26 protein-coding genes and 1 pseudogene are annotated in these 24595 nt (G+C 68.6%); 9 read left to right on the top strand and 18 right to left on the bottom strand.

Features of this window, described 5'->3' with window-relative positions; all coding sequences use genetic code 11:
* Positions 1-201: hypothetical protein (locus tag MSZK_RS32870; RefSeq protein ID WP_233211181.1), on the bottom strand; the 201-nt coding region annotated here is incomplete at its 3' end.
* Positions 202-325: 124 nt separating this feature from the next.
* Entirely contained in the window at positions 326-787 is a 462-nt protein-coding gene (locus tag MSZK_RS08705; protein WP_199203247.1) for a glyoxalase/bleomycin resistance/extradiol dioxygenase family protein, read from the bottom strand.
* 288 nt (positions 788-1075) lie between these two features.
* Between MSZK_RS08705 and MSZK_RS08700 the strand changes: the two genes are divergently transcribed.
* Complete coding sequence (locus tag MSZK_RS08700; protein WP_142389901.1) at positions 1076-1282, top strand: hypothetical protein; 207 nt, start codon at positions 1076-1078, stop codon at positions 1280-1282.
* A 52-nt stretch (positions 1283-1334) separates the two neighbouring features.
* Here the strand turns inward: MSZK_RS08700 and groL are convergent, their stop codons facing one another.
* The 10 genes from groL to alr form a co-directional block, all read right to left on the bottom strand.
* Positions 1335-2960: a chaperonin GroEL gene (gene groL / locus MSZK_RS08695; RefSeq protein ID WP_099246856.1), complete on the bottom strand. Its 1626-nt coding sequence runs from the start codon at positions 2958-2960 to the stop codon at positions 1335-1337.
* A gap of 85 nt (positions 2961-3045) precedes the next feature.
* Positions 3046-3348: a co-chaperone GroES gene (gene groES / locus MSZK_RS08690; RefSeq protein ID WP_036346100.1), complete on the bottom strand. Its 303-nt coding sequence runs from the start codon at positions 3346-3348 to the stop codon at positions 3046-3048.
* A 209-nt stretch (positions 3349-3557) separates the two neighbouring features.
* Positions 3558-4397, bottom strand: coding sequence for an alpha/beta fold hydrolase (locus MSZK_RS08685; protein ID WP_371411304.1), 840 nt, complete (start codon positions 4395-4397; stop codon positions 3558-3560).
* A 152-nt stretch (positions 4398-4549) separates the two neighbouring features.
* Positions 4550-5026 (bottom strand): nuclear transport factor 2 family protein, encoded by a 477-nt coding sequence (locus MSZK_RS08680; RefSeq protein ID WP_099246852.1) that lies wholly within the window; start codon positions 5024-5026, stop codon positions 4550-4552.
* The gene (gene tsaD / locus MSZK_RS08675; RefSeq protein WP_099246850.1) at positions 5023-6048 is read right to left on the bottom strand and encodes a tRNA (adenosine(37)-N6)-threonylcarbamoyltransferase complex transferase subunit TsaD; all 1026 of its coding nucleotides are present in this window, start codon (positions 6046-6048) and stop codon (positions 5023-5025) included. Before tsaD ends, MSZK_RS08680 begins: the two co-directional genes overlap by 4 nt.
* Entirely contained in the window at positions 6041-6502 is a 462-nt protein-coding gene (gene rimI, locus MSZK_RS08670) for a ribosomal protein S18-alanine N-acetyltransferase (protein ID WP_099246848.1), read from the bottom strand. The genes tsaD and rimI overlap by 8 nt, the downstream gene beginning before the upstream one ends.
* Complete coding sequence (tsaB, locus tag MSZK_RS08665) at positions 6499-7137, bottom strand: tRNA (adenosine(37)-N6)-threonylcarbamoyltransferase complex dimerization subunit type 1 TsaB (RefSeq protein WP_099246846.1); 639 nt, start codon at positions 7135-7137, stop codon at positions 6499-6501. Before tsaB ends, rimI begins: the two co-directional genes overlap by 4 nt.
* A complete protein-coding gene (gene tsaE / locus MSZK_RS08660) occupies positions 7134-7598 on the bottom strand; it encodes a tRNA (adenosine(37)-N6)-threonylcarbamoyltransferase complex ATPase subunit type 1 TsaE (protein WP_099246844.1) in 465 nt (154 codons plus the stop codon). The genes tsaB and tsaE overlap by 4 nt, the downstream gene beginning before the upstream one ends.
* Entirely contained in the window at positions 7591-8643 is a 1053-nt protein-coding gene (locus MSZK_RS08655; protein WP_099246929.1) for an alpha/beta fold hydrolase, read from the bottom strand. The genes tsaE and MSZK_RS08655 overlap by 8 nt, the downstream gene beginning before the upstream one ends.
* A gap of 136 nt (positions 8644-8779) precedes the next feature.
* Positions 8780-9967, bottom strand: a complete 1188-nt coding sequence (gene alr / locus MSZK_RS08650; protein WP_099246842.1) for an alanine racemase — start codon at positions 9965-9967, stop codon at positions 8780-8782.
* A gap of 95 nt (positions 9968-10062) precedes the next feature.
* Here alr and MSZK_RS08645 point away from each other — a divergent pair, with 95 nt between their 5' ends.
* A complete protein-coding gene (locus MSZK_RS08645) occupies positions 10063-10878 on the top strand; it encodes a GntR family transcriptional regulator (RefSeq protein ID WP_099246840.1) in 816 nt (271 codons plus the stop codon).
* Here MSZK_RS08645 and MSZK_RS08640 read toward each other — a convergent pair.
* Positions 10875-11603 (bottom strand): HAD family phosphatase, encoded by a 729-nt coding sequence (locus MSZK_RS08640; RefSeq protein WP_099246838.1) that lies wholly within the window; start codon positions 11601-11603, stop codon positions 10875-10877. The two genes, MSZK_RS08645 and MSZK_RS08640, sit on opposite strands and share 4 nt — an antisense overlap.
* A 68-nt stretch (positions 11604-11671) precedes the next feature.
* Here MSZK_RS08640 and MSZK_RS08635 point away from each other — a divergent pair, with 68 nt between their 5' ends.
* Entirely contained in the window at positions 11672-12592 is a 921-nt protein-coding gene (locus MSZK_RS08635) for a phosphotransferase (RefSeq protein WP_099246927.1), read from the top strand.
* A gap of 16 nt (positions 12593-12608) precedes the next feature.
* On the top strand, positions 12609-15065 hold the full coding sequence (locus MSZK_RS08630; protein ID WP_099246836.1) for an FAD-dependent oxidoreductase: 2457 nt from the start codon (positions 12609-12611) through the stop codon (positions 15063-15065).
* A 4-nt stretch (positions 15066-15069) separates the two neighbouring features.
* On the opposite strand, the gene MSZK_RS08625 is transcribed toward MSZK_RS08630, so the two are convergent.
* The 3 genes from MSZK_RS08625 to MSZK_RS08615 are packed head-to-tail and all read right to left on the bottom strand — an operon-like array spanning position 15070 to position 18378.
* Positions 15070-15567 carry a nitroreductase/quinone reductase family protein gene (locus MSZK_RS08625; protein ID WP_099246834.1) on the bottom strand — a complete coding sequence of 166 codons (498 nt, stop codon included), beginning with the start codon at positions 15565-15567 and terminating at the stop codon, positions 15070-15072.
* Positions 15567-16946 carry a glutamate decarboxylase gene (locus tag MSZK_RS08620; RefSeq protein WP_099246832.1) on the bottom strand — a complete coding sequence of 460 codons (1380 nt, stop codon included), beginning with the start codon at positions 16944-16946 and terminating at the stop codon, positions 15567-15569. The genes MSZK_RS08625 and MSZK_RS08620 overlap by 1 nt, the downstream gene beginning before the upstream one ends.
* Before the next feature lie 10 nt (positions 16947-16956).
* The gene (locus MSZK_RS08615; protein WP_099246925.1) at positions 16957-18378 is read right to left on the bottom strand and encodes an NAD(P)H-hydrate dehydratase; all 1422 of its coding nucleotides are present in this window, start codon (positions 18376-18378) and stop codon (positions 16957-16959) included.
* Positions 18379-18441: 63 nt separating this feature from the next.
* Between MSZK_RS08615 and MSZK_RS08610 the strand changes: the two genes are divergently transcribed.
* The 3 genes from MSZK_RS08610 (at position 18442) to MSZK_RS08600 (ending at position 20244) form a co-directional block, all read left to right on the top strand.
* Entirely contained in the window at positions 18442-18819 is a 378-nt protein-coding gene (locus tag MSZK_RS08610; RefSeq protein WP_099246830.1) for a nuclear transport factor 2 family protein, read from the top strand.
* Between the two features lie 17 nt (positions 18820-18836).
* Positions 18837-19508: a TetR/AcrR family transcriptional regulator gene (locus MSZK_RS08605; RefSeq protein WP_233211180.1), complete on the top strand. Its 672-nt coding sequence runs from the start codon at positions 18837-18839 to the stop codon at positions 19506-19508.
* 67 nt (positions 19509-19575) lie between these two features.
* On the top strand, positions 19576-20244 hold the full coding sequence (locus tag MSZK_RS08600; protein ID WP_233211179.1) for a peroxiredoxin-like family protein: 669 nt from the start codon (positions 19576-19578) through the stop codon (positions 20242-20244).
* Between the two features lie 7 nt (positions 20245-20251).
* On the opposite strand, the gene glmS is transcribed toward MSZK_RS08600, so the two are convergent.
* Entirely contained in the window at positions 20252-22120 is a 1869-nt protein-coding gene (gene glmS / locus MSZK_RS08595; protein WP_099246921.1) for a glutamine--fructose-6-phosphate transaminase (isomerizing), read from the bottom strand.
* Between the two features lie 55 nt (positions 22121-22175).
* On the opposite strand from glmS, the gene MSZK_RS08590 reads away from it, so the two are divergent.
* Positions 22176-23027 carry a dienelactone hydrolase family protein gene (locus tag MSZK_RS08590; protein ID WP_099246826.1) on the top strand — a complete coding sequence of 284 codons (852 nt, stop codon included), beginning with the start codon at positions 22176-22178 and terminating at the stop codon, positions 23025-23027.
* A 43-nt stretch (positions 23028-23070) separates the two neighbouring features.
* Positions 23071-24111, top strand: a complete 1041-nt coding sequence (locus MSZK_RS08585; RefSeq protein ID WP_199203245.1) for an LLM class F420-dependent oxidoreductase — start codon at positions 23071-23073, stop codon at positions 24109-24111.
* Positions 24112-24183: 72 nt separating this feature from the next.
* On the opposite strand, the pseudogene MSZK_RS08580 reads toward MSZK_RS08585, so the two are convergent.
* Positions 24184-24595 (bottom strand): annotated as a pseudogene (locus MSZK_RS08580) (hypothetical protein); the annotation flags it as partial.

The following is a 24595-nucleotide window of genomic DNA, read 5'->3' as shown; positions in this document are numbered from 1 at the left end:
CGGTGTCGCGTCGACACCGGTCGCCAGGACCTCAGGCAGGAGCTCGATCCGGGCGCCACGAAACGCGATCCATTCGACTCCGTCTACGGGTCGCAGTGACCGATAGAGATCCAGGACCGGCCCATCGCCAATCTGAGGCTTTTTCCCCTGGCCGACGATCCAAATCGGCACCGGGGATTCGCGATACAGCGTGTAGGACACGCTGCAGAAGTTAGCACCGGCTGCCGCCACGGCTCGAGGCGCTCTGCCCACACCGGCGTGCCCGTCGACGTCGACCGGCATGTCCACGACGGCGGTCTCAGTGCCGAAAGGTGCAGCCCACAGATCAGCCCTGGGAGTCGTTGCGCTGCGCGAGGTCCCACAGATAGCCGAAGGGATCTCGCACGCGTGCCCGAAGGTCACCCCATGGAGTCTGCGCGGCGGACATGACTCCCGTTCCGCCGCGCGCTTCCATCGCCGCGACCGTCGAAGCAACGTCGTCGACGTACAGATAGAAGATGAAGTGCGGAGGCGAGTCGGCAGTGGTCTGGTTCAGATCCGAATCCCAGCCCGGCCGGTTCAGCGTGATGTTGGTGCCGCGGTATCGCATACGGGCGAAGAACGTGTGACCGTCCTCGTCAGGCAACACCGCGATCGGGACCATCCCGAGCGCGTTTGCATAGAACTCGACCGCGGCGTCCACGTCGTCATACACGAGGCCGACGGTGTTCCAACCCAGCCCAGGCCACGGGTGAGGCCGCGCTTCGACGTTCGCAAACCAGTCGCCGTCCGGCATTGTCACGCTCATCAGACCTCCTCGATCCACACGATGCGGGCACGACCCTACAGTCACCCTCTGACATCGAGGGACGCTGAGGAAAACGCCTCCTGGCCAACGGGACCGGGGGTCTCTCTCGTCGTGACGAACTAGTGCGCGTACCCGTGGTGATGACCGTGGCCGGCGTGCTCGTCGACCTCGACCGGCTTCTCGACCACAGTGGTCTTAGTGGTCTCAGTGGTCTCAGTGGTCGTCGATTACCGCCATGTCGGCACAAATCGAGTCGACAGCAGAGATTGGCCGCGTACCGTGCTTGACATGGGCATTGGCCGCGGGAAGACCGAGCACGCTGGCGCCCACAACTCCAGCGCCGGCCACGGCTATTGGGGAACAAACGACGAGGCGAAGAGATTTGCGACACCCGCGCGGCGACGGGATGAGCGCAAGCTGATCCGAGAAGAATTGAGTCAGTGGTCGGCGGATCAAGAAGATGCCGACGACATGGACTCGACAAGCGACGACTAGACGAAAACACCCCCGGCCCAACAGGACCGGGGGTGTCTCTCGTAGTAACGAACTAGTGCGCGTGCCCGTGGTGATGACCGTGGCCGGCGTGCTCGTCGACCTCGACCGGCTTCTCGACCACAGCGGTCTCGGTGGTGAGCACCATCCGGGCCACCGATGCGGCGTTGAGCACCGCGGAGCGGGTCACCTTCACCGGATCGATCACACCGTCGGCGATCAGGTCGCCGTAGGTCAGCGTCGCGGCGTTGAAGCCGTGCCCGGTGGGCAGTTCGCTGACCTTGCTGACCACGACGGCCCCGTCGAGACCGGCGTTGGTGGCGATCCAGAACAGCGGGGCCGTCAGCGACGAGGCGAACACCTCGACACCGAGAGCCTCGTCCCCGGACACCGTGGCGCGCAACGAATCCAGCGCGGCACGGGCCTGCACCAGAGCGCTGCCGCCGCCGGCGACGATGCCCTCCTCGACCGCGGCCTTGGCCGCCGCGACGGCGTCCTCGACCCGGTGCTTACGCTCCTTGAGCGCGGTCTCGGTGGCCGCACCGACCTTGATCACCGCAACGCCGCCGGCCAGCTTGGCCAGCCGCTCCTGCAGCTTCTCGCGGTCCCAGTCGGAGTCGCTCGCCTCGATCTCACTCTTGAGCTGCTTGACCCGGCCGGCGATCGCGTCGGCGGTCCCGCCGCCGTCGACGATCACGGTGTCGTCCTTGCTGACCACCACGCGGCGCGCGGAGCCGAGCACCTCGAGGCCGACCTCACGCAGCAGCAGGCCGACGTCGGGGTTGACCACCTGACCACCGGTGACGATCGCCAGGTCCTCGAGGAACGCCTTGCGGCGATCGCCGAAGAACGGCGCCTTGACCGCGACGGCCTTGAGCGTCTTGCGGATCGCGTTGACGACCAGCGTCGACAGCGCCTCGCCCTCGACGTCCTCGGCGACGATCAGCAGCGGCTTACCGGCCTGCGCAACCTTCTCCAGCAGCGGCAGCAGGTCGGGCAGCGAGCTGATCTTGTCGCGGTGCAGCAGCACCAGCGCGTCCTCGAGAACGGCTTCCTGCGAATCGAAATCGGTGACGAAGTAGGCCGAGATGAAGCCCTTGTCGAACCCGACACCGTCGGTGATCTCCAGCTCGGTGTTCAGGGTCGAGGACTCCTCGACGCTCACCACGCCGTCGGCACCGACCTTGGTCATCGCCTCGCCGACCATCTCGCCGACTTCCTCGTCCCGCGAGGACACGGTGGCGACCTGGCCGATGGCGACCTTGTCCGACACCTGCTTGGCCGAAGCCAGCAGTGCCTCGGACACGGCGTCGGCGGCCTTGCCGATACCCGAACCCAGGGCGATCGGGTTGGCGCCCGCGGCCACGTTGCGCAGGCCGTTCTTGACGATGGCCTGGGCCAGCACGGTGGCCGTGGTGGTTCCGTCGCCGGCGACGTCGTTGGTCTTGGTGGCCACCGACTTCACCAGCTGGGCGCCGAGGTTCTCGAACGGATCCTCGAGCTCGATCTCGCGGGCGATGGTCACGCCGTCGTTGGTGACCGTCGGGCCGCCGAACGCCTTGGCGAGCACCACATGGCGACCACGCGGCCCCAGCGTCACCTTCACGGCGTCGGCGAGCTTGTCGACGCCGACCTCCATGGCCCGGCGCGCAGTCTCGTTGAACTCAATCTGCTTGCTCATATGTCAGTCCTGATTTCGCTTAAGCGCGTTCCGCCCCGGACACCACCCGCACGCATGCGGGGATCTCCGGGGCGGCTCACGGCTGCTACTTGTTGACGACCGCCAGCACGTCGCGGGCCGACAGGATCAGGTACTCCTCGCCGTTGTACTTGATCTCGGTGCCGCCGTACTTGCTGTAGATGACGGTGTCGCCCTCGGCGACGTCCAGCGGGATCCGCTTCTCGCCATCCTCGTCCCAGCGGCCGGGGCCGACGGCAACGACGGTGCCTTCCTGCGGCTTCTCCTTGGCGGTGTCCGGGATGACCAGACCCGACGCGGTGGTCGTCTCGGCCTCATTGGCCTGTACGAGGATCTTGTCCTCGAGTGGCTTGATGTTCACGGCCACGATGGAGTCCTCCACTTAGTTAATGTGCGGCCGGGGCTGGTGCGCCCTGACCAGTCGGAATTACCAGGTGTTCGGCATACGTCCAAGTCCTCACACCGTCGTCGCGGGTGCCGGCGCAGGGTTTGTCCGCAAGCCACCTAGCACTCTATACATGCGAGTGCTAGCACTCAAGGGTGGCCCGCTGCCTATTCGCCGACAGCGGACACCGCCGGTCAGCCCGACAGCTCGTGACGGACGCGTAAGTCCCCGAAAAATGCCACGACCAGGGCATTGAACAGGTCGGCCCGTTCCCATTGCAGGAAGTGCCCGGCCCCGGGCAGCACCACCGGCCCGGTCCGGTCGGTGAAGGCCACCTCGCACAGGTGCACGAACTCCGGACCGACCACACGGTCGTCCATGCCGTAGAGGATCAGAGTCGGGAGGTCGACCTTGCGGTCCATGATCGGCGGCTCACTGGACGCCCTGCCGTAGGCCAGCTGGTAGACCGCCCAGCCGGCCCGCAGCCGGTCCTCGTCGCCGAACGGCTCGGTCATGAAGTCCACGTCGGCCTGGCTGAAGGTGCCCGGCGAGGCCCACAGCCGGTGCCCGTACATCTCCGCCACGTACCGCCGGCGCTTGTCGGCGGTGTCCAGCTCGGCCGCGAGGTCGTCCGGCGTCGCGCCCTGGCGCTGGCGGTAGTCACCGGTGGGCCCGTCGGGCAGGATCGCAGCCGGGTCGATCCCGGCGGCGACGTAGTCGTCGAACACCAGGGGGGCCACGGTGTCGAAGAACACCAGCTTGTCGACGAAACCGGGATACCGGTGCAGCAGGTCCACCGCGACCACGCCGCCGACGTCGCCACCGACCACCCCGCAGTGCTCGTGCCCGAGGACGTCATGCACCAGTAGGTAGACATCGCGACTGTAGGCCGCGATGTCGTAGACGTCGTCGCGCGACAGGTCCGAATCACCGTGGCCGCGCAGATCCGGGGCGATCACCTCGTAGCCCGCGTCGGCCAGGGCGGCGATGTTGCGCCACCAGATGCGCTTGGTCTCGGGGTAGCCGTGCAGCAGGAGCAGCGGATAGCCGCCGATCCCCTCGCGGACATAAGCCAAGCTCAGTCCGTCCCGACCGGCAGTGGCAGCCACCGCGTCGCGGTGGATCGTGAAGGCATCCGGGGCCGGGGTGGCCGGCTGTGCGGGGCGCAGCCGAAGGTCGTAGTGCATCACCGGTCGAACTGGTGCGGATCGATCATCAGGTGAGCGGAGACGTCGCCGATCATCTCGACGTCGACTTTGCGCTCGGTGAAGTACCAGCCATCGGCGTCGCGGGCGAACCGGTCGTCGTAGCGGCCGGCGACGATCGGTTGGAACGGCACAGTGTCGGTGGCCTGAACCACCAGGAACGTCGACCGGGCTGCGGCGGTGTCACCATCGATGTCGACGATCGCGTTGAGCACGAGGTGGCGGGTCTTGGGGGTCCCCGGAGCCGCGGGGCCGGCGACGTTGGATCCGGTGTCGGGAAAGCGGCGGATGGTCGCCGCGAACAGTCCCGCAATGTCCTGCGCACCCGACAGCCTGGGGGTGTACGTGCCACCGAAGGTGGCACGGCTCAGCAGCTGCCCGACACTGTCGAAATCACCGGAATCGATCAGCTCGGCGTAGCGGTAGAGCAGTTCGGTGATCTCGTCCCGACTGCTCATGCGACCTGCCCCGCGATCACCGGTAGGCCGGGATCACTGGGGACATCCAGCGGCGACGGTGCCGCACCGGCGGCGATGAGGTGTGCGGCGAACGAGGCGATCATCGCCCCATTGTCGGTACACAGCCGGGGGCGCGGGATACGTAACGTCAAACCCGCTGCCGCGCAACGTTCTTCGGCCAGCTCCCGCAGCCGGGAATTGGCCGCCACCCCACCGGCGATCAGCAGCGTCGACACGCCGAGTTCGCCCGCCGCGCGCACCGCCTTGGCGGTGAGGACATCGGCGACCGCCTCCTGGAAGCCGGCGGCCACGTCGGCGGTCGAGGCGTCCGGATGGTTCTCGACGTAGCGGGCCACGGCCGTCTTGAGTCCGGAGAACGAGAAGGCGTACGGCTCGTCGCGGGGTCCGGTCATGCCGCGCGGGAAGACGATCGCGTTGCGGTCACCGGTGCGGGCCAGCTCGTCGAGCGGCCGTCCGCCCGGATACCCCAGCCCGAGCAGCCGAGCCACCTTGTCGTAGGCCTCCCCCGCCGCGTCGTCGACGGTGCTGCCGAGCTCGACGATCGGCTCGCCCAGCGACCGCACGTGCAGCAGATGAGTGTGCCCGCCGGACACCAGCAGTCCCACGCTCTCGGGCAGCGGGCCGTGGTCGAAGACGTCGGCGGCCAGATGCCCGCCCAGATGGTTCACCGCATAGAACGGCACGCCCCACGCCGCGGCGTATGCCTTGGCGGCAGCGACCCCGACCAGCAGTGCGCCTGCCAGTCCCGGGCCGATCGTGGCCGCGACGACATCGGGCCTGTCGATCCCGGCGACCTGCAACGCCCGGCGCATGGTCGGCCCGAGCGCCTCGAGGTGGGCGCGGGAAGCTATCTCGGGAACCACCCCGCCGTACCGGGTGTGCTCGTCGACGCTGGAGGCGACCTCGTCGGCCAGCAGCGTCACGGTCCCGTCACCGTCGAGCCGGGCGATGCCGACTCCGGTTTCGTCGCAAGAGCTTTCGATTGCCAGGATGTTAGTCATGGCTGGGATCCCGTCGCATCGTATAGGCGTCGGCGCCGCTGACCCGGTAGTACCGTTTACGCACCCCGACGCGGGTGAACCCGAGGCTGGTGTAGAGCGCGATCGCCGGCTCGTTGTCGGTACGCACCTCCAGGTACACCACCGAATCCGGGCCGACCTCGGCGAGCAGCTCGGTCATCATCTGCCGTCCGATCCCGTGGCCCTGGTAGGCGGGATCGACACCTAGGGTGTGGATTTCGTACTCGAACGGCGGTGTGCGGCCCAGCCGCGAGATGCCGGCGTAGCCGACCAGCTTGTCGTCGACCCGGGCGGCGACGTAGCGGTTGTGCGGGGCGGCCAGCTCGCGGATGAACGCGAAATCCGGCCACGGGTCGTCGCCGTCGAACAACAGGTTCTCCAGCTCGGCGCAGCGGGCGGCGTCGGACTTCTGCAGCGGGCCGTAGCGGACGTTCATCGCAGCACCCCCCGCTCGGCCAGGGTCTTGGCATCGGGACGGCGCAGGTACAGCGGCACCAGCGCGGCAGGCTCGGCAGTCCAGTCCACAACGGCGGCAACCAAACCCAGAGCAGTCGGATATGCCGGCTCGATGCGGGGCAGCGCGAACAGCGCAGCGTGGTCGGGGGACCCCGCCACGGTCGTGGCGGCACCGACAGGAACGTCGGCGGGCGCGGCCACATCAGGGCCATCGACGCGCACCCCGTCGCGATAGCGCGCCCAGTAGACCTCGCGGCGGCGGGCATCGGTCACCACCAGCACCTCGCCGGTGGTCTGCACGCCGATGGCGTCCAGGCTGCAGACCCCGTAGACCGGGCGGGCCAGCGCATGACCGTAGGCCGCAGCGGTGGCCATCCCGACCCGCAGCCCGGTGAACGGACCCGGGCCGCAGCCGACCACGACGGCATCCAGGTCGGCCATCGTCATCCCGGCCTCGGCGACCGCCGCCACCACGTTGGGGGTCAACGTCTCGGCGTGGGCACGCGCGTCCAGCGTGATCCGCTGCCCGGCCACCTCGAAACCGCTGTCGCGCACCACGACCGCGGCGGTGACGGCGGGCGTTGCGGTGTCGATGGCCAGGATGTTGCGGATCATTCGTGGTTCCATCGCCAGGTCGCGGTGCGGGTGTCAGTGTCGGTCCCGCGCGCCAACGTGATGTCGAGATGGTTCTGCGACAGCCGTTCGGCCAGCCCCTCACCCCACTCGACCACCACCACGGCGTCGTCGAGATCGGCGTCCAGATCCAGCGAGTCCAGCTCGGCCAGCAGGTCGGCGCCGGTGTGCTCGAGCAGACGGTAGACGTCGACGTGCACCAACTCCGGTCGGCCTGGCCGTCGGGGCCGGTGCACGCGGGCCAGCACGAACGTCGGCGACGTGACCGGTCCCTCGACATCCATACCGGCGGCGATTCCCTTGGTGAGAGCCGTCTTTCCGGCTCCCAGCGGTCCGGACAGCACCACGACGTCGCCCGCCCGCAGTTGCCTGCCGAGTTGCTCGCCGAGGGCGATGGTGTCCTCCACGGCCGGCAGTTCGCGGGTACCGCCCTGCCTATCCACGGGCCCGGTCCTTCAGCTTGCGGGCCAGCGCGACCAGCTTCGACGGTGTGGCACGTTCGACCAGGCGCACCAGTGCGTCGTTGATCAGGTCGGGCACTTCGAGCTGCACCAGATGGCCTGCGCCGCCGACGATCAGCAGTTCACTGTTCGGCAGTACCGCGGCCATCTCCTCGGAGTGTTTGACCGGGGTCAGCACGTCATGGTCGCCGCACGCGATCAACGTCGGGATCCGGGCCAGCACCGGCAGCGCAGCACTCTCGTCGTGCACTTCCAGGGCGTGCAGGAACTCGACGAGGGTGGCGATCGGGGTGTCGTGAATCATCTCCTCGGAGAACGCCACCACGCGAGGGCTCATGTGGTCGTCGCCGTAGGAGGCAGCGCGCAGGATCGGTCGCAGGGCTGATCGGGCGGCGCCGCGGGTCCGGTGTACGAGCTTGGGCGCGTAGCGAGCGGCGAACCGCACCGCCTCCAGGGCCGGGTTCTGCAGGATCTCGCCCAGCGGCGAACGGGACAACCCCTCGGAGGCCGACGAGATCAGCGCCGCACCGACAATGCGGCGGCCATAGCGCTCGGGGAACTGGCGGGCGTGCGACAACACCGTCATACCGCCCATCGAGTGCCCGACCAGCACCACCGGTCCGCGCGGAACCATCACTTGCAGAATGGTTTCCAGATCCTGGCCGAGCTGAGGCACGGTGTAGGTGTCGACCGGGGCGGGCCCGGACTGCCCGTGGCCGCGCTGGTCGTAGAAAACCATCCGGACCTGATCGCCCCACCGTTGCGCGAGAGCGGCGCGCTGGAAGTGAAACGACCCCATTCTCAGGCAGAACCCGTGGGCGAACACCACCGTCAGCGGCGCGGTGATCGGACCGACCTCGCGCACCACCAGGGGAATGCCGTCCGCCGTGGTGACCACACAACCGCGGTCGGCGTCCAGCAGCGCGAAATCCTCACCCTGGTAGGCGTCCTCGATATACGACCGGTGCGCGAACGCGCGCGCCGCCGAGAGCCCGGCCACCGTGCCCACCGCACCCAGTCCGGCCACCCCGGCCAGCAGGCCGGCCTTCTTACCGACACCGAACGCCGGGTTGTCGGCCTTGCGGGCCAGTCGCTCGGCGGTCTTCTCAGCGCGGCGCGCCAATCGTTCGTCGATTCCTTTGCCGCGCTTGGGGAGCGTCTCGTCACTGCCCACCGGCGTCGACCTCCCGATAGGTGCGCACCACGCGTCCGCGCGGGCTGGTGACCACCTCGTAGTGGATCGTGCCCAGCAGGTCGGCCCAGTCCTGGGCCGTCGGTTCGCCGGATGTGCCGGGTCCGAACAGGATCGCCTCGTCCCCCTCGACCACGTCGGGTGCGCCCGGGCCCAGGTCGACGACGAACTGGTCCATGCAGACCCGTCCGACACTGCGCCGGCACCTGCCGTTGATCAGCACGTCGATCCGGCCGCCGAGGGGGCGATACAGTCCGTCGGCATAGCCGATCGGCAACAGCGCGAGGGTGGTGTCCCGTTCGGCGATCCAGGTGTGCCCGTAGGACACCCCTTCCCCGGCCTTGATCGGCTTGACCATGGTCACCGCGCACTTCAACGTCATCGCAGGCCGTAGTCCCATGTCGCCACGTTCGGGGATGGGGCTCAGGCCGTACACCGCGATTCCCGGCCGGACCATGTCGAAGCCGAGGTCGGGACGGGTCATCGCCGACGGCGAGTTCGAAAGGTGGGCAACGTCGAATTCGATTCCGCGACTGCGTGCTTCGGCGATCATCTCGGTGAACCGTTGCGCCTGAAGATCATTGAGCGGATCGTCGGGAACATCGCCGTTGGCGAGGTGCGACATGATGCCGCGCAGTGCGATGGCGTCGGTGGCGACCGCACGCTGCAACTCGGTCAGCACCGCGCCGAAATCGGCGGCGCTGACCCCGTTGCGGTTGAGCCCGGTGTCGACCTTCACGGTGACCTCGGCGGTGCGGCCGGTGGCCTCGACCGCGTCGAGCAAGGCGGCGACCTGACGTGCCGACGACACCGCGATCTGCACGTCGGCCGCCAGCGCGGGTGCGAAATCGGTGCCCGGCGGGTGCAGCCACGACAGCACTGGTGCTGTGATGCCACCGGCCCGCAGCGCCAGCGCCTCGTCGATGGTCGCCACACCCAGCTCGGCCGCGCCGGCCGCCACCGCCGCCCGGCCGGCCGCGACCGCGCCGTGGCCGTAGGCGTCGGCCTTGACGACCGCCATCACCTGTGCGGACCCCGCGTGCTCGCGCAGAACGCGCACGTTGTGGGCGATCGCGCCGAGATCGACGAGCGCTTGGGCGCCGGGGCGCGGAACCTGGGTGTTCGTCGACGGAGTCGACGATGTCGTGTGCATAGTCATGTCACCGCCGCCAATTGTCCCAGAAGCCGGCGCGAGAGCCTGCACAGGGCGCTGACCTGTCGGTTCGTCGCCGACGGGACGGTAGAGTCGTGCGAATGCGGCTGCTGTCGATGGACGACGCGGTGCTGGCCAGGCGGCCGGACCTCGGTAGCCCGTCTGACCAGCCGGCACACTCTCGGATCGCGGCCTGGCTGGAGAAGCTGATCGTGTCCGGGCGGTTGGCGCCGGGCGACAAGCTGCCGTCCGAGGTCGAGATCGCCGGCGCGCTGGGTGTGAGCCGGATGACGCTGCGCCAGGCATTGGCGGCCATCGAGGCCAAGGGCCTGATTCGACGCAGCCGGGGCCGGTTCGGGGGCAATTTCGTCGAGACACCGCGCCTGGAGTTCGACCACATCGGGCTACCCGGCTTCACCGAGCAACTGCGCAGGCTGGACATGTCCGCCGGTGCCCGGGTGATCCGGGCGGCCACCCGCCCGCCGACGGCCAACGTTCGGCACGCCCTGCGCCTGCGACACGGCGCCCAGGTGCACGAGATCATCCGGATGCGCTCGGCCAACGGCACCCCGGTGCTACTGGAAGAGACCTATCTGCCCGCAGCGCGGTTTCGCGGGCTGCTGTCCGCCGACCTCACCGGCTCGGTGTACTCGCTGATGGCCGACGACTTCGACACCCCGCTGTTGCGCGCCGACGAGCACATCGAGGCCGCACCGGCCAGCGAGTCGGCGGCGGAGCTACTCGGCGTGGCAGTGGGTCACCCGCTGCTGCTGGTGACCCGAACCGCGTACGACCGCAACGGTGTTCCCGTGGAGTTCTCCCGCGACTACTTCCGCTCCGACCGCACCCGCATCCGGGTGCGCTCGGGCGTCGACCGCGGCCCCGACGCCGAGGTCGAAACCTCGCCGGCGTCCTAGAGCGGCAACACGTGCCGGGCGATCTCCGGCGAGAGCCTGGTGATCAGGGCCGGCGCCACGGCCTTCAGCTCGTCGCTGGGGGCCGTGCCGACCGCGATGCAGCGCATGCCCGCCGCGAGCGCACCCCGCACCCCGGGAACCGAATCCTCGAACACCACGACGTCGCTAGGGGCGCAGCCGAGGTGGCCGGCACCGGCGAGGAATCCCTCCGGGTCCGGCTTGCCGCGCGTGACATCTTCCTCGGCGACGACGACCCGGATCAGCTCCCCGACCGGGCTGGCAGCCAGCACCGCGTGGACGTCGTCGCGCTGCGCGCCGGTGACGATCGCCAGCGGGACGCCGTGTTCGGCCAGCAGCTGGACGAGTTGCACCGTCTCGGGCTGGATCGGGTTGTCGTGCTCGACGAGCTCCCGGTAGCGCCGCTTGCGCAGTTCGAGCAGCGCGTCGACGTCGCACCCCGGCAACCCGGCGATCTGCAGGGCCTTCTCGACGATCTCCCGGTCGCTGTGGCCGAGCAGGTGACGGTCGTAGTCCTGCTGGGTCATCGCCCAGTTCAGGTGCTCGGCGAACAGCTCGGTGAAGATCCGGAACAGGATCGGCTCGTCGTCGGAGAGTGTTCCGTTGAAGTCGAAGATCACCGCCGGACGCGCGGCCGTGGCCCACTCCGACATCACAGCGAGGGCCGGACTGGCATCGAGGTTGGACGGCACGGCCGAGTCAAGCATTGACACCGGCGCAAGTCAATAGTCTAGTCTTTTAGATGCGATGCCCGACCCGGCGCGAGGATGCCCGTATGCCCTTTCTGTCCGACCCGGAACTGGACGCGCTGTTCGACCAGCTGCCAGTCCTGGCCGGCCGGCCCCGGCAGCTCGAGGAACTCTCCGGCGGCCTGACCAACCGCAACATCAAGATCACCACCCCCGCCGGCACCTACGTCGCCCGGTGCAGCGTCAACAGCACCAACCTGCTGGGAATCGACCGCGACAACGAGTACCTCAACAGCAAGGCGGCCGAGCAGGCCGGCGTCGGCGCGCCGGTGATCGACTACCGTCCCGATCTGGGCATCCTGCTGGTGGGTTTCCTCGAAGGCACCACGTTGACCAACACCGACCTGCAGCGCCCCGATGTGCTGGCCCGGGTGGCGCAGGGCTGCCGGGCCCTGCACGCCGGACCGCGGTTCCGCGACCGATTCGACATGTTCGAGCGTCAGCCGGCCTATCTGAAGGTGGTGCAGGAACGCGGATTCCGGATACCGACCGATTATCTGCACTACACCCGCGAATTCCACACGGTGAAGCGGATTCTCGGAACGTCCGAGAACATGACCGTTCCCTGCAACAACGATCTGCTGGCCGGGAACTTCGTCGACAACGGCGAGAAGGTCTGGTTGATCGACTACGAGTACTCCGGCAACAACGACCCGTGCTTCGAGCTGGGCAACATCTGGGCCGAATGCGGGCTGTCCACCGATCAGCTCGACGAACTGGTCACGCTGTACTACGGCCGCCGGTTACGCCACAAGACCGCCAGAGCACGCCTGCAGGGCATCATCGGAAAGTACGGCTGGACCTTGTGGGGATGCATCCAGAACGGCTCCAGCTCTTTGGATTTCGACTTCTGGGATTGGGCGATGGAACGCTACGAGTCCGCGGTCGCGGAATTCCGCGGCCCAGATTTCCCCCGCCTGCTCACCGACGCGCAAGCATCCGACTGACGACGAATAGGACGACATGCCCACCCAACAGCTGCCCGACCGCGCCCAGACCGTCATCATCGGCGGCGGCGTCATCGGTACCAGTGTCGCCTACCACCTGACCAAGCTGGGCCACACCGACGTCGTGCTGCTCGAACAGGGCCAGCTGTCGTGCGGAACCACCTGGCACGCAGCGGGTCTGGTCGGTCAGTTGCGCGCGTCGGAGAGCGGCACCCGGCTGGTTCAGTACTCGACCCAGCTGTACGCCGAACTGGAGGCCGAGACCGGGCTCAGCGCGGGCTACAAGCAGTGCGGCGGGGTCACCGTGGCCCGCACCGAGGACCGGATGACGCAGTTGCGCCGCACCGCAGCCAATGCCGCCGCCTATCAGCTCGACTGCGAACTGCTCAGTCCCGACGAGGCTTTCGAGCGCTACCCGGTGATGCGGACCGACGATCTGGTCGGGGCAATCTGGCTGCCGGCGGACGGCAAGGCCAATCCGACCGACCTGACGATGGCATTGGCCAAGGGGGCGCGCCAGCGCGGCGCCAAGGTCGTCGAGCACGTCCGGGTGCTCGATGTGCTGACCGCCGACGGGCGGGTGACGGGTGTGCGCACCGACGCCGGCGACATCGAGGCCGAGATCGTGGTCAACTGTGCCGGACAATGGGCCAAGGCGATCGGCGCGCTGGCCGGGGTGAACGTCCCGCTGTATTCCGCAGAACACTTCTACGTCGTCACCGAGACCATCGCCGGTGTGCACCCCGATCTGCCGATCCTGCGCGATCCGGACGGCTACACCTACTTCAAGGAGGAGGTCGGCGGGCTGGTCATCGGCGGTTTCGAGCCGGAGGCCAAGCCGTGGGTGGCACCGGACAAGATCCCCTACCCCTTCGAGTTCCAGCTGCTCGACGAGGACTGGGAGCACTTCGAGATCCTGATGGACAATGCGCTGCTGCGGATTCCAGCGCTCGAGCACACCGGGCTCAAGAAGCTGTACAACGGACCGGAGAGCTTCACCCCGGACAATCAGTTCATTCTCGGCGAGGCTCCCGAGTGCGCCAACTTCTTCGTCGGCGCCGGCTTCAACTCGGTGGGCATCGCCTCGGCCGGCGGCGCCGGGCGGGCGCTTGCCGAATGGATCGTCAACGGCTCGCCGACCACCGACCTGACCGGGGTGGACATCCGCCGCTTCGCGCCGTTCAACGGCAACGTCGCCTGGCTGCACGACCGGGTCGCCGAGATTCTGGGCGTGCACTACGAGATTCCCTGGCCCAACCGGGAACTGACCACCGCACGGCCGTTCCGGCGTTCGCCCGTCCACCATCTGCTGGCCGCCGCGGGGGCGAACTTCGGCAGCCGGATGGGCTGGGAGCGGGCCAACTTCTTCGCGCCGCCCGGCAGCGAGCCGGTGATCGAATACTCCTGGGGCAAGCAGAACTGGCTGCCGTGGTCGGCGGCCGAACAGGTGAACACCCGCACCGCGGTCACCGTCTTCGACCAGACGTCGTTCTCCAAGTATCTGCTCACCGGCCCGGGCGCCGAGGCCGCTCTGCAGTGGCTGTGTACCGCCGATGTTGCTGTTCCGGTGGGTAAGTCGGTCTACACCGGCATGCTCAACGAGCGCGGAACCTACGAGTCCGACGTCACCGTCACCCGCACCGGCACGAGTGAGTTCCTGATCGTCAGCAGTGCGGCCACCACCGAGCGGGACAAGGATCACATCCGCAAGAATCTGCCGGCCGGGGCGCAGGCCGAGCTGGTCGACGTCACCTCGTCGATGGCGGTGTTCGGGGTGATGGGCCCCCGGTCGCGTGAGCTGCTGAGCAGCCTGACCGACGCCGACCTGTCCGACGCCGCGTTCGGATTCGCCACCAGCCAGGTCATTTCCCTGGGCTATGCGACGGTACGAGCCACCCGGATCACCTACGTCGGCGAACTGGGTTGGGAGCTCTACGTTCCCACCGAGTTCGCGGTGGGCGTCTACGAGAGCCTGCTGGCGGCCGGCGAGCGGTTCGGTATCGCCCGCGGCGGCTACTACGCCATCGAGTCGCTGCGTCTGGAGAAGGGCTACCGGGCGTTCGGGCGCGAGCTGACCCCCGGCGACAGCCCTGTCGAGGCCGGTCTGCTGTTCGCCTGCAAGCTGTCCTCGGACATCGACTTCCTCGGCCGCGCAGCGGTGGCGAAGGCCAAGGCCGACGGCCCGCGCCGGCGGCTGGTCAGCTTCGCCGTCGACTCGTCCGAGCCCATGCTGTGGGGCGGCGAGCTCATCCTGCGTGACGGCGCCGTCGCCGGACAGGTCAGTTCGGCCGCGTGGGGCGCCACCACCGGTGCGTGTGTCGGACTGGGCTACGTCCGGTCCGCCGACAACGCCGTCGTCACGCCCGACTGGGTGCGCGCGGGCTCCTACGCGGTCAACGTCGGCGGCGAGGTCTACCCGATCACGGTGTCACTCAAGGCAATCTACGACCCGGCCAACGAGCGCATCCGCTAGCTCCTCAGTCCTGCGTGGCCGTGAACGTCGCGGTCGGCCGCAACAGGCTCAGCATGACCAGCGGAATGCGCCGGCTGGTGGACTGCTGATACGCGATGTAGGGCGGGTAGAGGTGGCACATGTGCTCCCAGACCTGGTGCCGTTCGTCATCGAGAGGTTCGCGCCAGGCAGCCTCGAAGGCCTGCGTGGCGATCTGCACCTCCAGGGTGTCGGCGGCCAGAATGTTGCGGTACCACTGCGGGTGACTGTCGGCTCCGCCTTTCGACGCGACGATCACGATCTCGCCGCCGACGTTTCCGTAGATCAACGGTGTGACGTAGCGGCGACCTGACGTGCGACCGGTGTGGCGAATCAGGCAATGCGTGGTGCAGTGCCGACCGCCGACATCGCTCAGGTCGAGGATGTGCCCACGGGCTCCCCCGCTTTCGAGATAGGTCGCGAGGTGTTGGGCCGTCCAGTCGGCACGGCTGGCGCGCAGTTCGGCAGCGTCGGAATCGGCCATCAGTGCGCGAAGTGTTCTTGGGTGAAGTGGCCCTCGGGCTTGATCGCGTCGAGGTGGCCGAGCACGGCGTTGAGGTCCTCCCACAGCGAGCGGGCCAGGTCGGCGGAGAATCCCTCCCGAACCACCACGCGCAGCACCGAAACGTCTTCTGCGCCTTCGGGCATGGTGTAAGCGGGTACCTGCCACCCGTAGGAGCGCAGCGCGGCCGACACGTCGAATTCGGTGTAGCCGAAGTCGCCCTTCAACCGGAAGGCCACCACCGGGATCGCCGACCCGTCGGAGATCACCTCGAAGTGCTGGCAGTTCTCCAGTTGATCGGAGAACCACCGTGCGGTGCCCGACAGGCATTGCATCACATGGGTGTAGCCGGATCGACCCAGGCGCAGGAAGTTGTAGTACTGGCCCACCACCTGATTACCGGGCCGGGAGAAGTTCAGCGTGAACGTCGGCATGTCGCCGCCGAGATAGTTGACCCGGAACACCAGCTCTTCGGGCAGGCAATCGGCATTGCGCCACACCACGAATCCGATACCCGGATAGGTCAGTCCGTACTTGTGGCCGCTGACGTTGATCGACGCCACCCGCGGCAGCCGGAAGTCCCACTTCAGGTCGGGGTGCAGAAACGGCACCACGAACCCGCCGCTGGCGGCGTCGACGTGCACTGGGACGTCGAGGCCCTTGTCCTGGGCCAATCGGTCCAGTGCGGCACAGATCTCGGCGATCGGTTCCAGCTCACCGGTGTAGGTGGTTCCGAGGATGGCCACCACGCCGATGGTGTCCTCGTCGACGTAGTCGAGGACCTGTTCGGGGGTGATGACGTAGCGGTCTTCGGCCATTGGGATGTAGCGCGGCTCGACCTCGAAGTAGCGGCAGAACTTCTCCCACACCACCTGGACGTTGGAGCCCATCACCAGGTTGGGGGTGCGTGACTTCCACTGATCGCCGACGCGCTGCTTCCATCGCCACTTCAATGCCAGCCCGCCGAGCATGACCGCTTCGGACGACCCGATGGTCGACACCCCGACCGCGGTCGAGGCGTCGTCGTCGCGCAGGTTCTCGGCGTGGAACAGGTCGGCGACCATGGCCACACACCGGGATTCGATCGCCGCGGTGGCCGGGTACTCGTCCTTGTCGATCATGTTCTTGTCGAACGTCTCCGACATCAGCTTCTCGGCCTCGGGGTCCATCCAGGTGGTGACGAACGTCGCCAGGTTGAGCCGGGAGCTGCCGTCGAGCATCAGTTCGTCATGGATGAACCGGTATGCCGCAGCGGGTTCCATTGCCTCGTCAGGGAGCCGCAGCGACGGGATCGGGTCGGTGGACAGCCGCCCGGTGTAGGCCGGTGCGATCGACGGGGAACGGTACTTGACGTGGGGCATGGCGTCCTTCCTAGAGTTCTGCGACAGCTTGACGGATGTGGGCGAGGATGCGCGAGGCCGAGGTGGGCGCGGGCGCGGGGCCGGGGTCGGCGGCCGAGGCGTTGGCGGCGCGGGCGTGCACGAAGGCCGCAGCCGCCGCCGCCTCGCCCGGTGGCAGCCCGGCGGCCAGCAGCGATCCGATCATGCCGGACAACACATCACCGGATCCGGCGGTGGCCGCCCACGATCCGCCGGCCGGGTTGAGGTAGGTCGCGCCGGAGGTGTCGGCGATGACGGTGACGTTGCCTTTGAGCAAGACCGTGGCACCGAACGCGTCGGCGAGCCGACGAGTGGCGGCCACTCGGTCCTCCCCCGGCGGCGATCCGGCCAGCCGGGCGAACTCTCCGGCGTGCGGCGTGAGCACCGTGGGGGCGTTGCGACCGGCCACCAGTTCCGGCTGCGCGGCCAGCAGCGTCAGGGCGTCGGCGTCCACCACCACGGGCAGCGCCGTGCCGAGCGCGAAAGTCAAAGCACCGAAGGCATTTTCGTCGGTGCCGAGCCCCGGTCCGACGACCCAGGCCTGCACCCGGCCGGCGGCGTGCGGGTTGGCGGCGGCCACCACCTCCGGCCAGTGCGACACCACTTCGGCCGCGGCGGAGCCTGCGTAGCGCTTCATGCCGGAGGTGGACGCCACCGCGGCGCCGGTGCACAGGATCGCCGCACCGGGATAGGTGGCAGACCCCGCCAGGATCCCGGTCACGCCCTGGGTGTACTTGTCGTCGCGCGCCTCGGGGACCGGCCAGCGCTCCTTGACGTCGGCGGCCTCGAACCCCAGCAGATCGGTCGGCGGCAGGTTCAGCCCGATGTCGACGAGTTCGACTCGGCCGCAGTCGGCGAGGGCGTGGACGGGTTTGAGTCCACCGAAGGTGACGGTGAGTGCGGCGCGGACGGCAGGCCCGGTGATCGCGCCGGTGTGCACGTCGATGCCGCTGGGGATGTCGACGGCGACGACCGGGATTCCGGCCTGCTCGACGGCGGCGAACACCTCGGCCGCTGCCGCCCGCAGCGGGCCCGTGCCGGAGATGCCGACCACCCCGTCGATCACCAGATCCGCCGTGGGCGCGACGGCGGGCACCACCCGGCCGCCGGCGTTGCGGAAGGCTGCCAGCGCGGCGGCATGGGTGTGTTCGGGGTTGAGCAGCACCGCGGTCGCCGCCACCCCGCGCCGCCGCAGGAAGGTGGCCGACCAGAGCGCGTCACCGCCGTTGTCCCCGGACCCGACGACCGCGCACACGTGGCGACCGGCCAGCGCGCCGGTCACCGACCGCAGCTCCGCGGCGATCGCGGTGGCCAGACCGTAGGCGGCGCGGCGCATCAGCACGCCATCGGGCAGGCTGGCCAGCAAAGGGGCCTCGGCGGCGCGGATCGCGTCGGCGGTGTAGTAGTGCCGCATCGGCACCAAGGTTACGTGCTGAATCGGCATTAGCAGCCAAGTCGGCCTGGGTATTCACCGACCATGACCGATCAACAGTTACTCGATGAACTTCTCGCGATCGAACGAGCCGGGTGGCAGGCGTTGTGTGAGTCCACCGGCGACCGCTTCTACCGGGACGTGATGACCGACGACGCAGTGATGGTGCTGGCCAACGGCGCGGTGATGGACCGGGCGGCGGTCACCGCGGCGCTGGGTCAGTCTCCCCCGTGGCGCAGCTTCGAGTTGTCCGATCCGCGGGTCGTGGCGGCCGGGGCCGATGCGGCGGCGCTGGTCTATGTCTGCACTGCCGACCGCGACGGCGTCGACAAACCCTTCGTCGGCGCGATGTCGTCCGTGTACCGGCGCCAGGACGGGCGATGGCGGCTGGCGCTGTATCAGCAGACCGCGATAGCGAGGTAACCGATTACGATTCTGGAGTGCCCACACCAGAAGAGGAGCGCACGGTTGTAGCGGTCACCGGCCGCCGGCTGACCGCCAAGGGCGTCGCGACCCGGGACCGGATCGTCGCAGTCGCCGCCGGACTGATGCAGGAACGCGGAGTCGCGCGGACGACGATCGAAGACATCCAGACCGCCGCCGGAATCAGCTCCTCGCAGCTCTACCACTACTTCGCCGACAAGGACGCCTTGGTCGCCGCCGTCATCGAACTGCAGGGCCGACGGGTGCTCGACGTCCAGCATCTGGGCCTGGACCGGCTGACCTGTGTCGACGACCTCTGGCGGTGGCGCGACCTCGTGGTCGGCATTCGCACAGCTCAGAACTGTGTCGGCGGGTGCCCGCTGGGCTCGCTTGCCGCCGATCTCTCGGAGACCGACCCACTGGCCCGCGCCCTGCTCGCCCGCTGGTTCGCCGAGTGGGAGCGGTTGTTGCGCGACGGCCTGGCGGCGATGGCGGCCGCCGGCCAGTTCATCCCGGGTACCGACACCGACCGCCTCGCCCTGGCGTTGCTCGCCGCCACCCAGGGCGGGTTGTTGCTCAGCCAGGTCCACCGGGACACCGCCGCGCTGACGGCGGCGATGGACACCGTCATCACCCAGATCGGTGCGCACGTGACCGAGACCGCAGGCAAAGCCGCCCGCCGTCGGTGAATTACTGGCATTGACACTCCATTTTTTCCTCGACACCATCGGCGGTGAGCCCACGAGAGGAGTCACCGTGTCCACCACCGAACCCGCCACGATCGCCGCCCAGGTCACCCAGTTGCAGGAGGGGATGGCGGCCCATCTGCCCGTCGAGATCGCCGAAGTGTTCGCCGCCGACCAGAAGCGCATGGCCGACGAGGGGGTCGCACCCGATGCCGCCCAGCCTGGCACACCGCTGCCTGACCCCGAACTACTTGACGCCCAAGGGAACCCGACGACGATCAGCGCGCTGCGGGCAGGCCGGCCGGCAGTCGTCGTGTTCTACCGCGGGGCGTGGTGCCCATACTGCAACCTGACGCTCAAGACATACCAGGATCAGCTGGTGCCGGAACTGGTCGAGCGAGGAATCCCGCTGATCGCCGTCAGCCCCCAGAAGCCCGACGGCTCGCTGTCCACATCGCAAACCAACGCCCTGACGTTCGATGTGGTTTCCGACCCCGGCAACCGGATCGCCGCCGCGCTCGGGATCGTCGTCACGCCGTCCGAGGCTTCGCGGGCAGTCACCGAGCAGCTCGGTATCGACCTGCGCACAGCCAATGCCGACGGCGGCTACCAGCTGCCCATGCCGACCGTGCTCGTCCTCGACGACGGCGGCGTGATCGCGTGGAGCGACGTCCACCCCGACTACACCACCCGCACCGAGGTCGCCGAGATCCTCGCAGCCGTCGACCAACTGGGTTGACCGACGGCTATTCGACGGTGACCGACTTCGCCAGGTTGCGCGGCTTGTCGACGTCGTAGCCGCGGGCCCGAGCCACCGCGGCGGCGAACACCTGCAATGGCACCGTGGACAGCAACGGCTGGAAAAGCGTTGACACCGCCGGTATCTCGAAGATCTGATCGGCGTACGGACGCACCGTGTCGTCGCCCTCCTCGGCGATCACGATGGTCACCGCTCCGCGCGCCTGGATCTCGCGGATGTTGCTCAGCAGTTTGGCATGCAGGGTTGCCGCGTTCTTCGGTGACGGCATCACCACGATGACCGGCAGGCCCTCCTCGATCAGCGCGATCGGACCGTGCTTGAGCTCGCCGGCCGCGAAGCCCTCGGCATGCATATAGGCCAGCTCTTTGAGCTTGAGCGCGCCTTCGAGCGCCACCGGGTAGCCGACGTGGCGGCCGAGGAACAACACGGTCGGCGACGACGCGAACTGCTGCCCCAGCGCGGTGATCGGCCCGACGTGCTCGAGTGTGCGGGCCACCAGGTCCGGCATCGCCTCCAGCTCGTGGTACTCCCGAGCGACCTCGTCCGGGTACTTGGTGCCGCGGGCCTGCGCCAGCGCCAGCCCGACCAGGTAGTTCGCGGCGATCTGGGCCAGGAAGGTCTTGGTGGCCGCCACCCCGATCTCCGGGCCGGCGCGGGTGTAGAGGACGGCATCGGCCTCGCGCGGGATCTGGCTGCCGTTCGTGTTGCAGATCGCCAGCACCTTGGCCTTCTGGCTCTTGGCGTGCCGGACGGCCTCCAAGGTGTCCGCGGTCTCGCCGGACTGGGAGATGGCGATCACCAGAGTGCCGCGGTCCAAAACCGGGTCCCGGTATCGGAATTCACTGGCCAGCTCGACTTCCACCGGCAGCCGGGTCCAGTGCTCGATCGCGTACTTGGCCAGCAGCCCAGAATGGAAGGCGGTGCCGCAGGCGACGATGAACACCTTGTCGACCTCGCGCAGCTCCTGATCGGACAGGCGTTGCTCGTCGAGCACGATGCGCCCGTCGACGAAATGCCCCAGCAGCGTGTCGCCGACCGCTGCGGGCTGCTCGGCGATCTCCTTGAGCATGAAGTACTCGTAGCCGCCCTTCTCGGCGGCCGACAGGTCCCAGTCGATGTGGAAGACACGGGCATTGGCGGCGTCGTCGACACCGTCGAAGTCGGTGATCCGGTAGCCCTCGGCGGTGATCACGACCGCCTGATCCTGGCCCAGCTCAACGGCGTCCCTGGTGAATTCGATGAAGGCCGCGACATCGGAGCCGAGGAACATCTCGCCGTCGCCGATCCCGACCACCAGCGGGGTGGACCGCCGCGCCGCGATGATCGTGCCCGGGTCGCCCGCGTGGGCGAAGACCAGCGTGAAATGCCCTTCCAGCCGGCGCAGCACCGACAGCACCGACGCCTCGAAATCGCCCGCGGTCGGACCCTGCCGGTACGCGCGGGCGACCAGATGGACGGCGACCTCGGTGTCGGTGTCGCTGGCGAACTCCACACCATCGGCTTCCAGCTCCTGGCGCAGCACCGCGAAGTTCTCGATGATGCCGTTGTGCACGACGGCGAACTCGCCGGCCGCATCCCGGTGCGGATGGGCATTGCGGTCGGTCGGCCGGCCGTGGGTGGCCCACCGGGTGTGGCCCATGCCTGCGGTGCCGGTCAGCGCCTCCGGATCCGCCTCGGCGAGCGCCTCCTCGAGGTTGGCCAGCCGGCCGGCGCGTCGGCGCACGGTGAGGCCGCCGTGCCCGTCGAGCAGGGCGACACCAGACGAGTCGTAACCGCGGTATTCCATCCGCCGCAGTGCATCGACCACGACGTCACGGGCAGGCCTATGCCCCACGTAAGCCACGATTCCGCACATGTTCATCCAGGGTAGTGCAGTAACGACCGCCACCTCTGTGGACTAGGTTCGTGGAGTGGCCAGGACACGCAAGCTCTTCGCGGCACTCACTCGCCGCGGTCCCCATCGGGTTCTCCGCGGTGACCTGGCCTTTGCCGGGCTACCGGGCACTGTCTACACGCCGGCCTCGGGCCTGAATCTGCCCGGTGTGGCCTTCGGCCACGACTGGCTCACAGGCGTGGATCACTACCTGAAAACTCTGGAACATCTCGCGTCGTGGGGCATCGTCGCCGCCGCGCCCGGTACCGAGGGCGGCCTGGCGCCGTCGGTGCTGAACCTGGCGTTCGACCTGGGCACCACCCTCGACATCATCACCGGGGTGCGGCTGGGTCCCGGCCAGATCAGCGTGCATCCCACCAAACTGGGACTGGCCGGTCACGGATTCGGCGGCTCGGCCGCGGTGTTCGCTGCGGCCGGCCTGTCCGGCGCGGGCGCGACCGCGCCCAAGGCGGTCGCGGCGCTGTTCCCGTCGGTCACCAAACCGCCCGCGCAGCAGCCCGCGGCATCGCTGAAGGTGCCCGGCCTGGTGCTCAGCGCCCCCGACGACGCCCACTCGCTGCGCACCGACGCCCTGGATCTGGCCGGCGCGTGGAAGGGGTCGGTCCTGCACATCGTCAGCAAGGCGCAGGCGCCCGGGCTCGCCGAGAAGCGGCGCTTCGCCGGGGCTCTGGGCCTGCCGGGATCGGATCGGCGCACCCAGAAGACGGCGCGCGCGCTGCTCACCGGGTTCCTGCTGTTCCACCTGACCGGCGACAAGGACTACCGGGAGTTCGCGGACCCGGAGGCGGTGCTGCCCAATACCGAACAGCCCGACCCCGAGCTGCCGCCGGTGACGCCGGAAGAGCGGATCGTGGCGCTGCTCAAATAACCCGGCCATCACCCAACCAACTGGTTGGTGATATAACGTGCTGATGCGCACCGGCATCTTCTTGGACTATTCGGGCGGCTTCCGCGAGGCCGTCGAGCACATCGTGGTGCTGGAAAAAGCCGGGGTGGACATCGCCCTGGTGGCCGAGGCCTACTCCTACGACGCGGTCAGCCAGCTCGGCTACTTGGCCGCGAAGACCTCGACCATCGAGCTGGGGTCGGGCGTGTTCCCGATCTACACCAGGACGCCCACCCTGCTGGCGATGACCGCCGCCGGGCTGGACTTCGTGTCCGACGGCCGCTTCCGGCTCGGCATCGGCACCTCCGGACCGCAGGTGGTGGAGGGCTTCCACGGTGTACCGTTCGACGCTCCGCTGGGCCGCACCCGTGAGGTGGTCGACATCTGCCGCCAGGTCTGGCGCCGCGAACGCGTGCAGCACCAAGGCCGCAGCTACCAGATCCCCCTTCCGGCCGACCGCGGCACCGGCCTGGGCAAGCCGCTGCACATCATCAATCACCCGGTGCGCGAGCGCATTCCGATCAACATCGCCGCCCTCGGCCCCAAGAACGTCGAGCTGACCGCCGAGATCGCCGAAGGCTGGCAGCCGGTGTTCTTCTACCCGGAGAAGGCCGACGACGTCTGGGGCGAGGCGCTGCGAGCCGGAAAGGCCAAGCGCGACAGCCAACTCGGCGAACTCGACGTGATGGTCGGGGTGTCGCTGGCGATCGGCGACGATGTCGAGGAGCGGCTGAACTGGGCCAAGCCCCATCTGGCGCTCTACATCGGCGGCATGGGCGCCAAGGGCCAGAACTTCTACCACAAGCTGGCCACCCGGTACGGGTACGGCGAGGTCGCCGACCACATCCAGGACCTGTACCTGGCCGGCCGCAAGGCCGAGGCGATCGCCGCAGTTCCCGACGAGTTGGTCCGCAAGGTCAACCTGATCGGCCCGCGTGGCTTCGTCAAGGAGCGCATCGCCGCATTCGCCGAGGCCGGCGTCACCACGCTGCTGGCCACGCCGGTGACCACCGACCCGACCGAATACCTCAGCTGGGTCGAGGAATTGCAACAGCTGCTGCCCTGATCACCGGCGGGCGCGCAGCGCGCTGCTGATCGGCCGGGCGCAGCACGCGCCGTTGGCCGGCGGGCACGGCCGTCACTGCCCCACCTGCGCGAGCTCGTCGGCGGCGATCTCACACGGGGTCTGGTCATCCGACGGTTCCGGTGACGGCGCCGGGGGCGACTCCGGCGGCGCCTGCGGTTCGGACAACGGCTGCGGGACCGGCGGCGCGGGCTCGGCCGGCGTCTCGTCGGTGACCGTCGGTGGCGGTTCGGCCGGTTGCCCCTCGGCAGCCTGCCCGACCAACGGAACATCTTCGGGCGCAGTGTCTTCGGCCTCGTCGGCCCGGTCCGGGTCGGGACCGCCGGGATCGCCGGGATCGCCGGGATCGTCGGGATCGGTGTCGTCAGCTGTCGACGGGTCGTCAGAGGCACCGCCGAACAGTCCCCCCAGCGCGTCCGCGATCTGGCCCACCAGCCCGGACAACCCGTCCGCGCCCCCGGGTGCC

Source organism: Mycobacterium sp. shizuoka-1 (assembly GCF_002723835.1).
Taxonomy (GTDB): Bacteria; Actinomycetota; Actinomycetes; order Mycobacteriales; family Mycobacteriaceae; genus Mycobacterium.
Note: the sequence above shows the minus strand (reverse complement) of the source record. Positions and strands in the feature narration are given on the sequence as shown.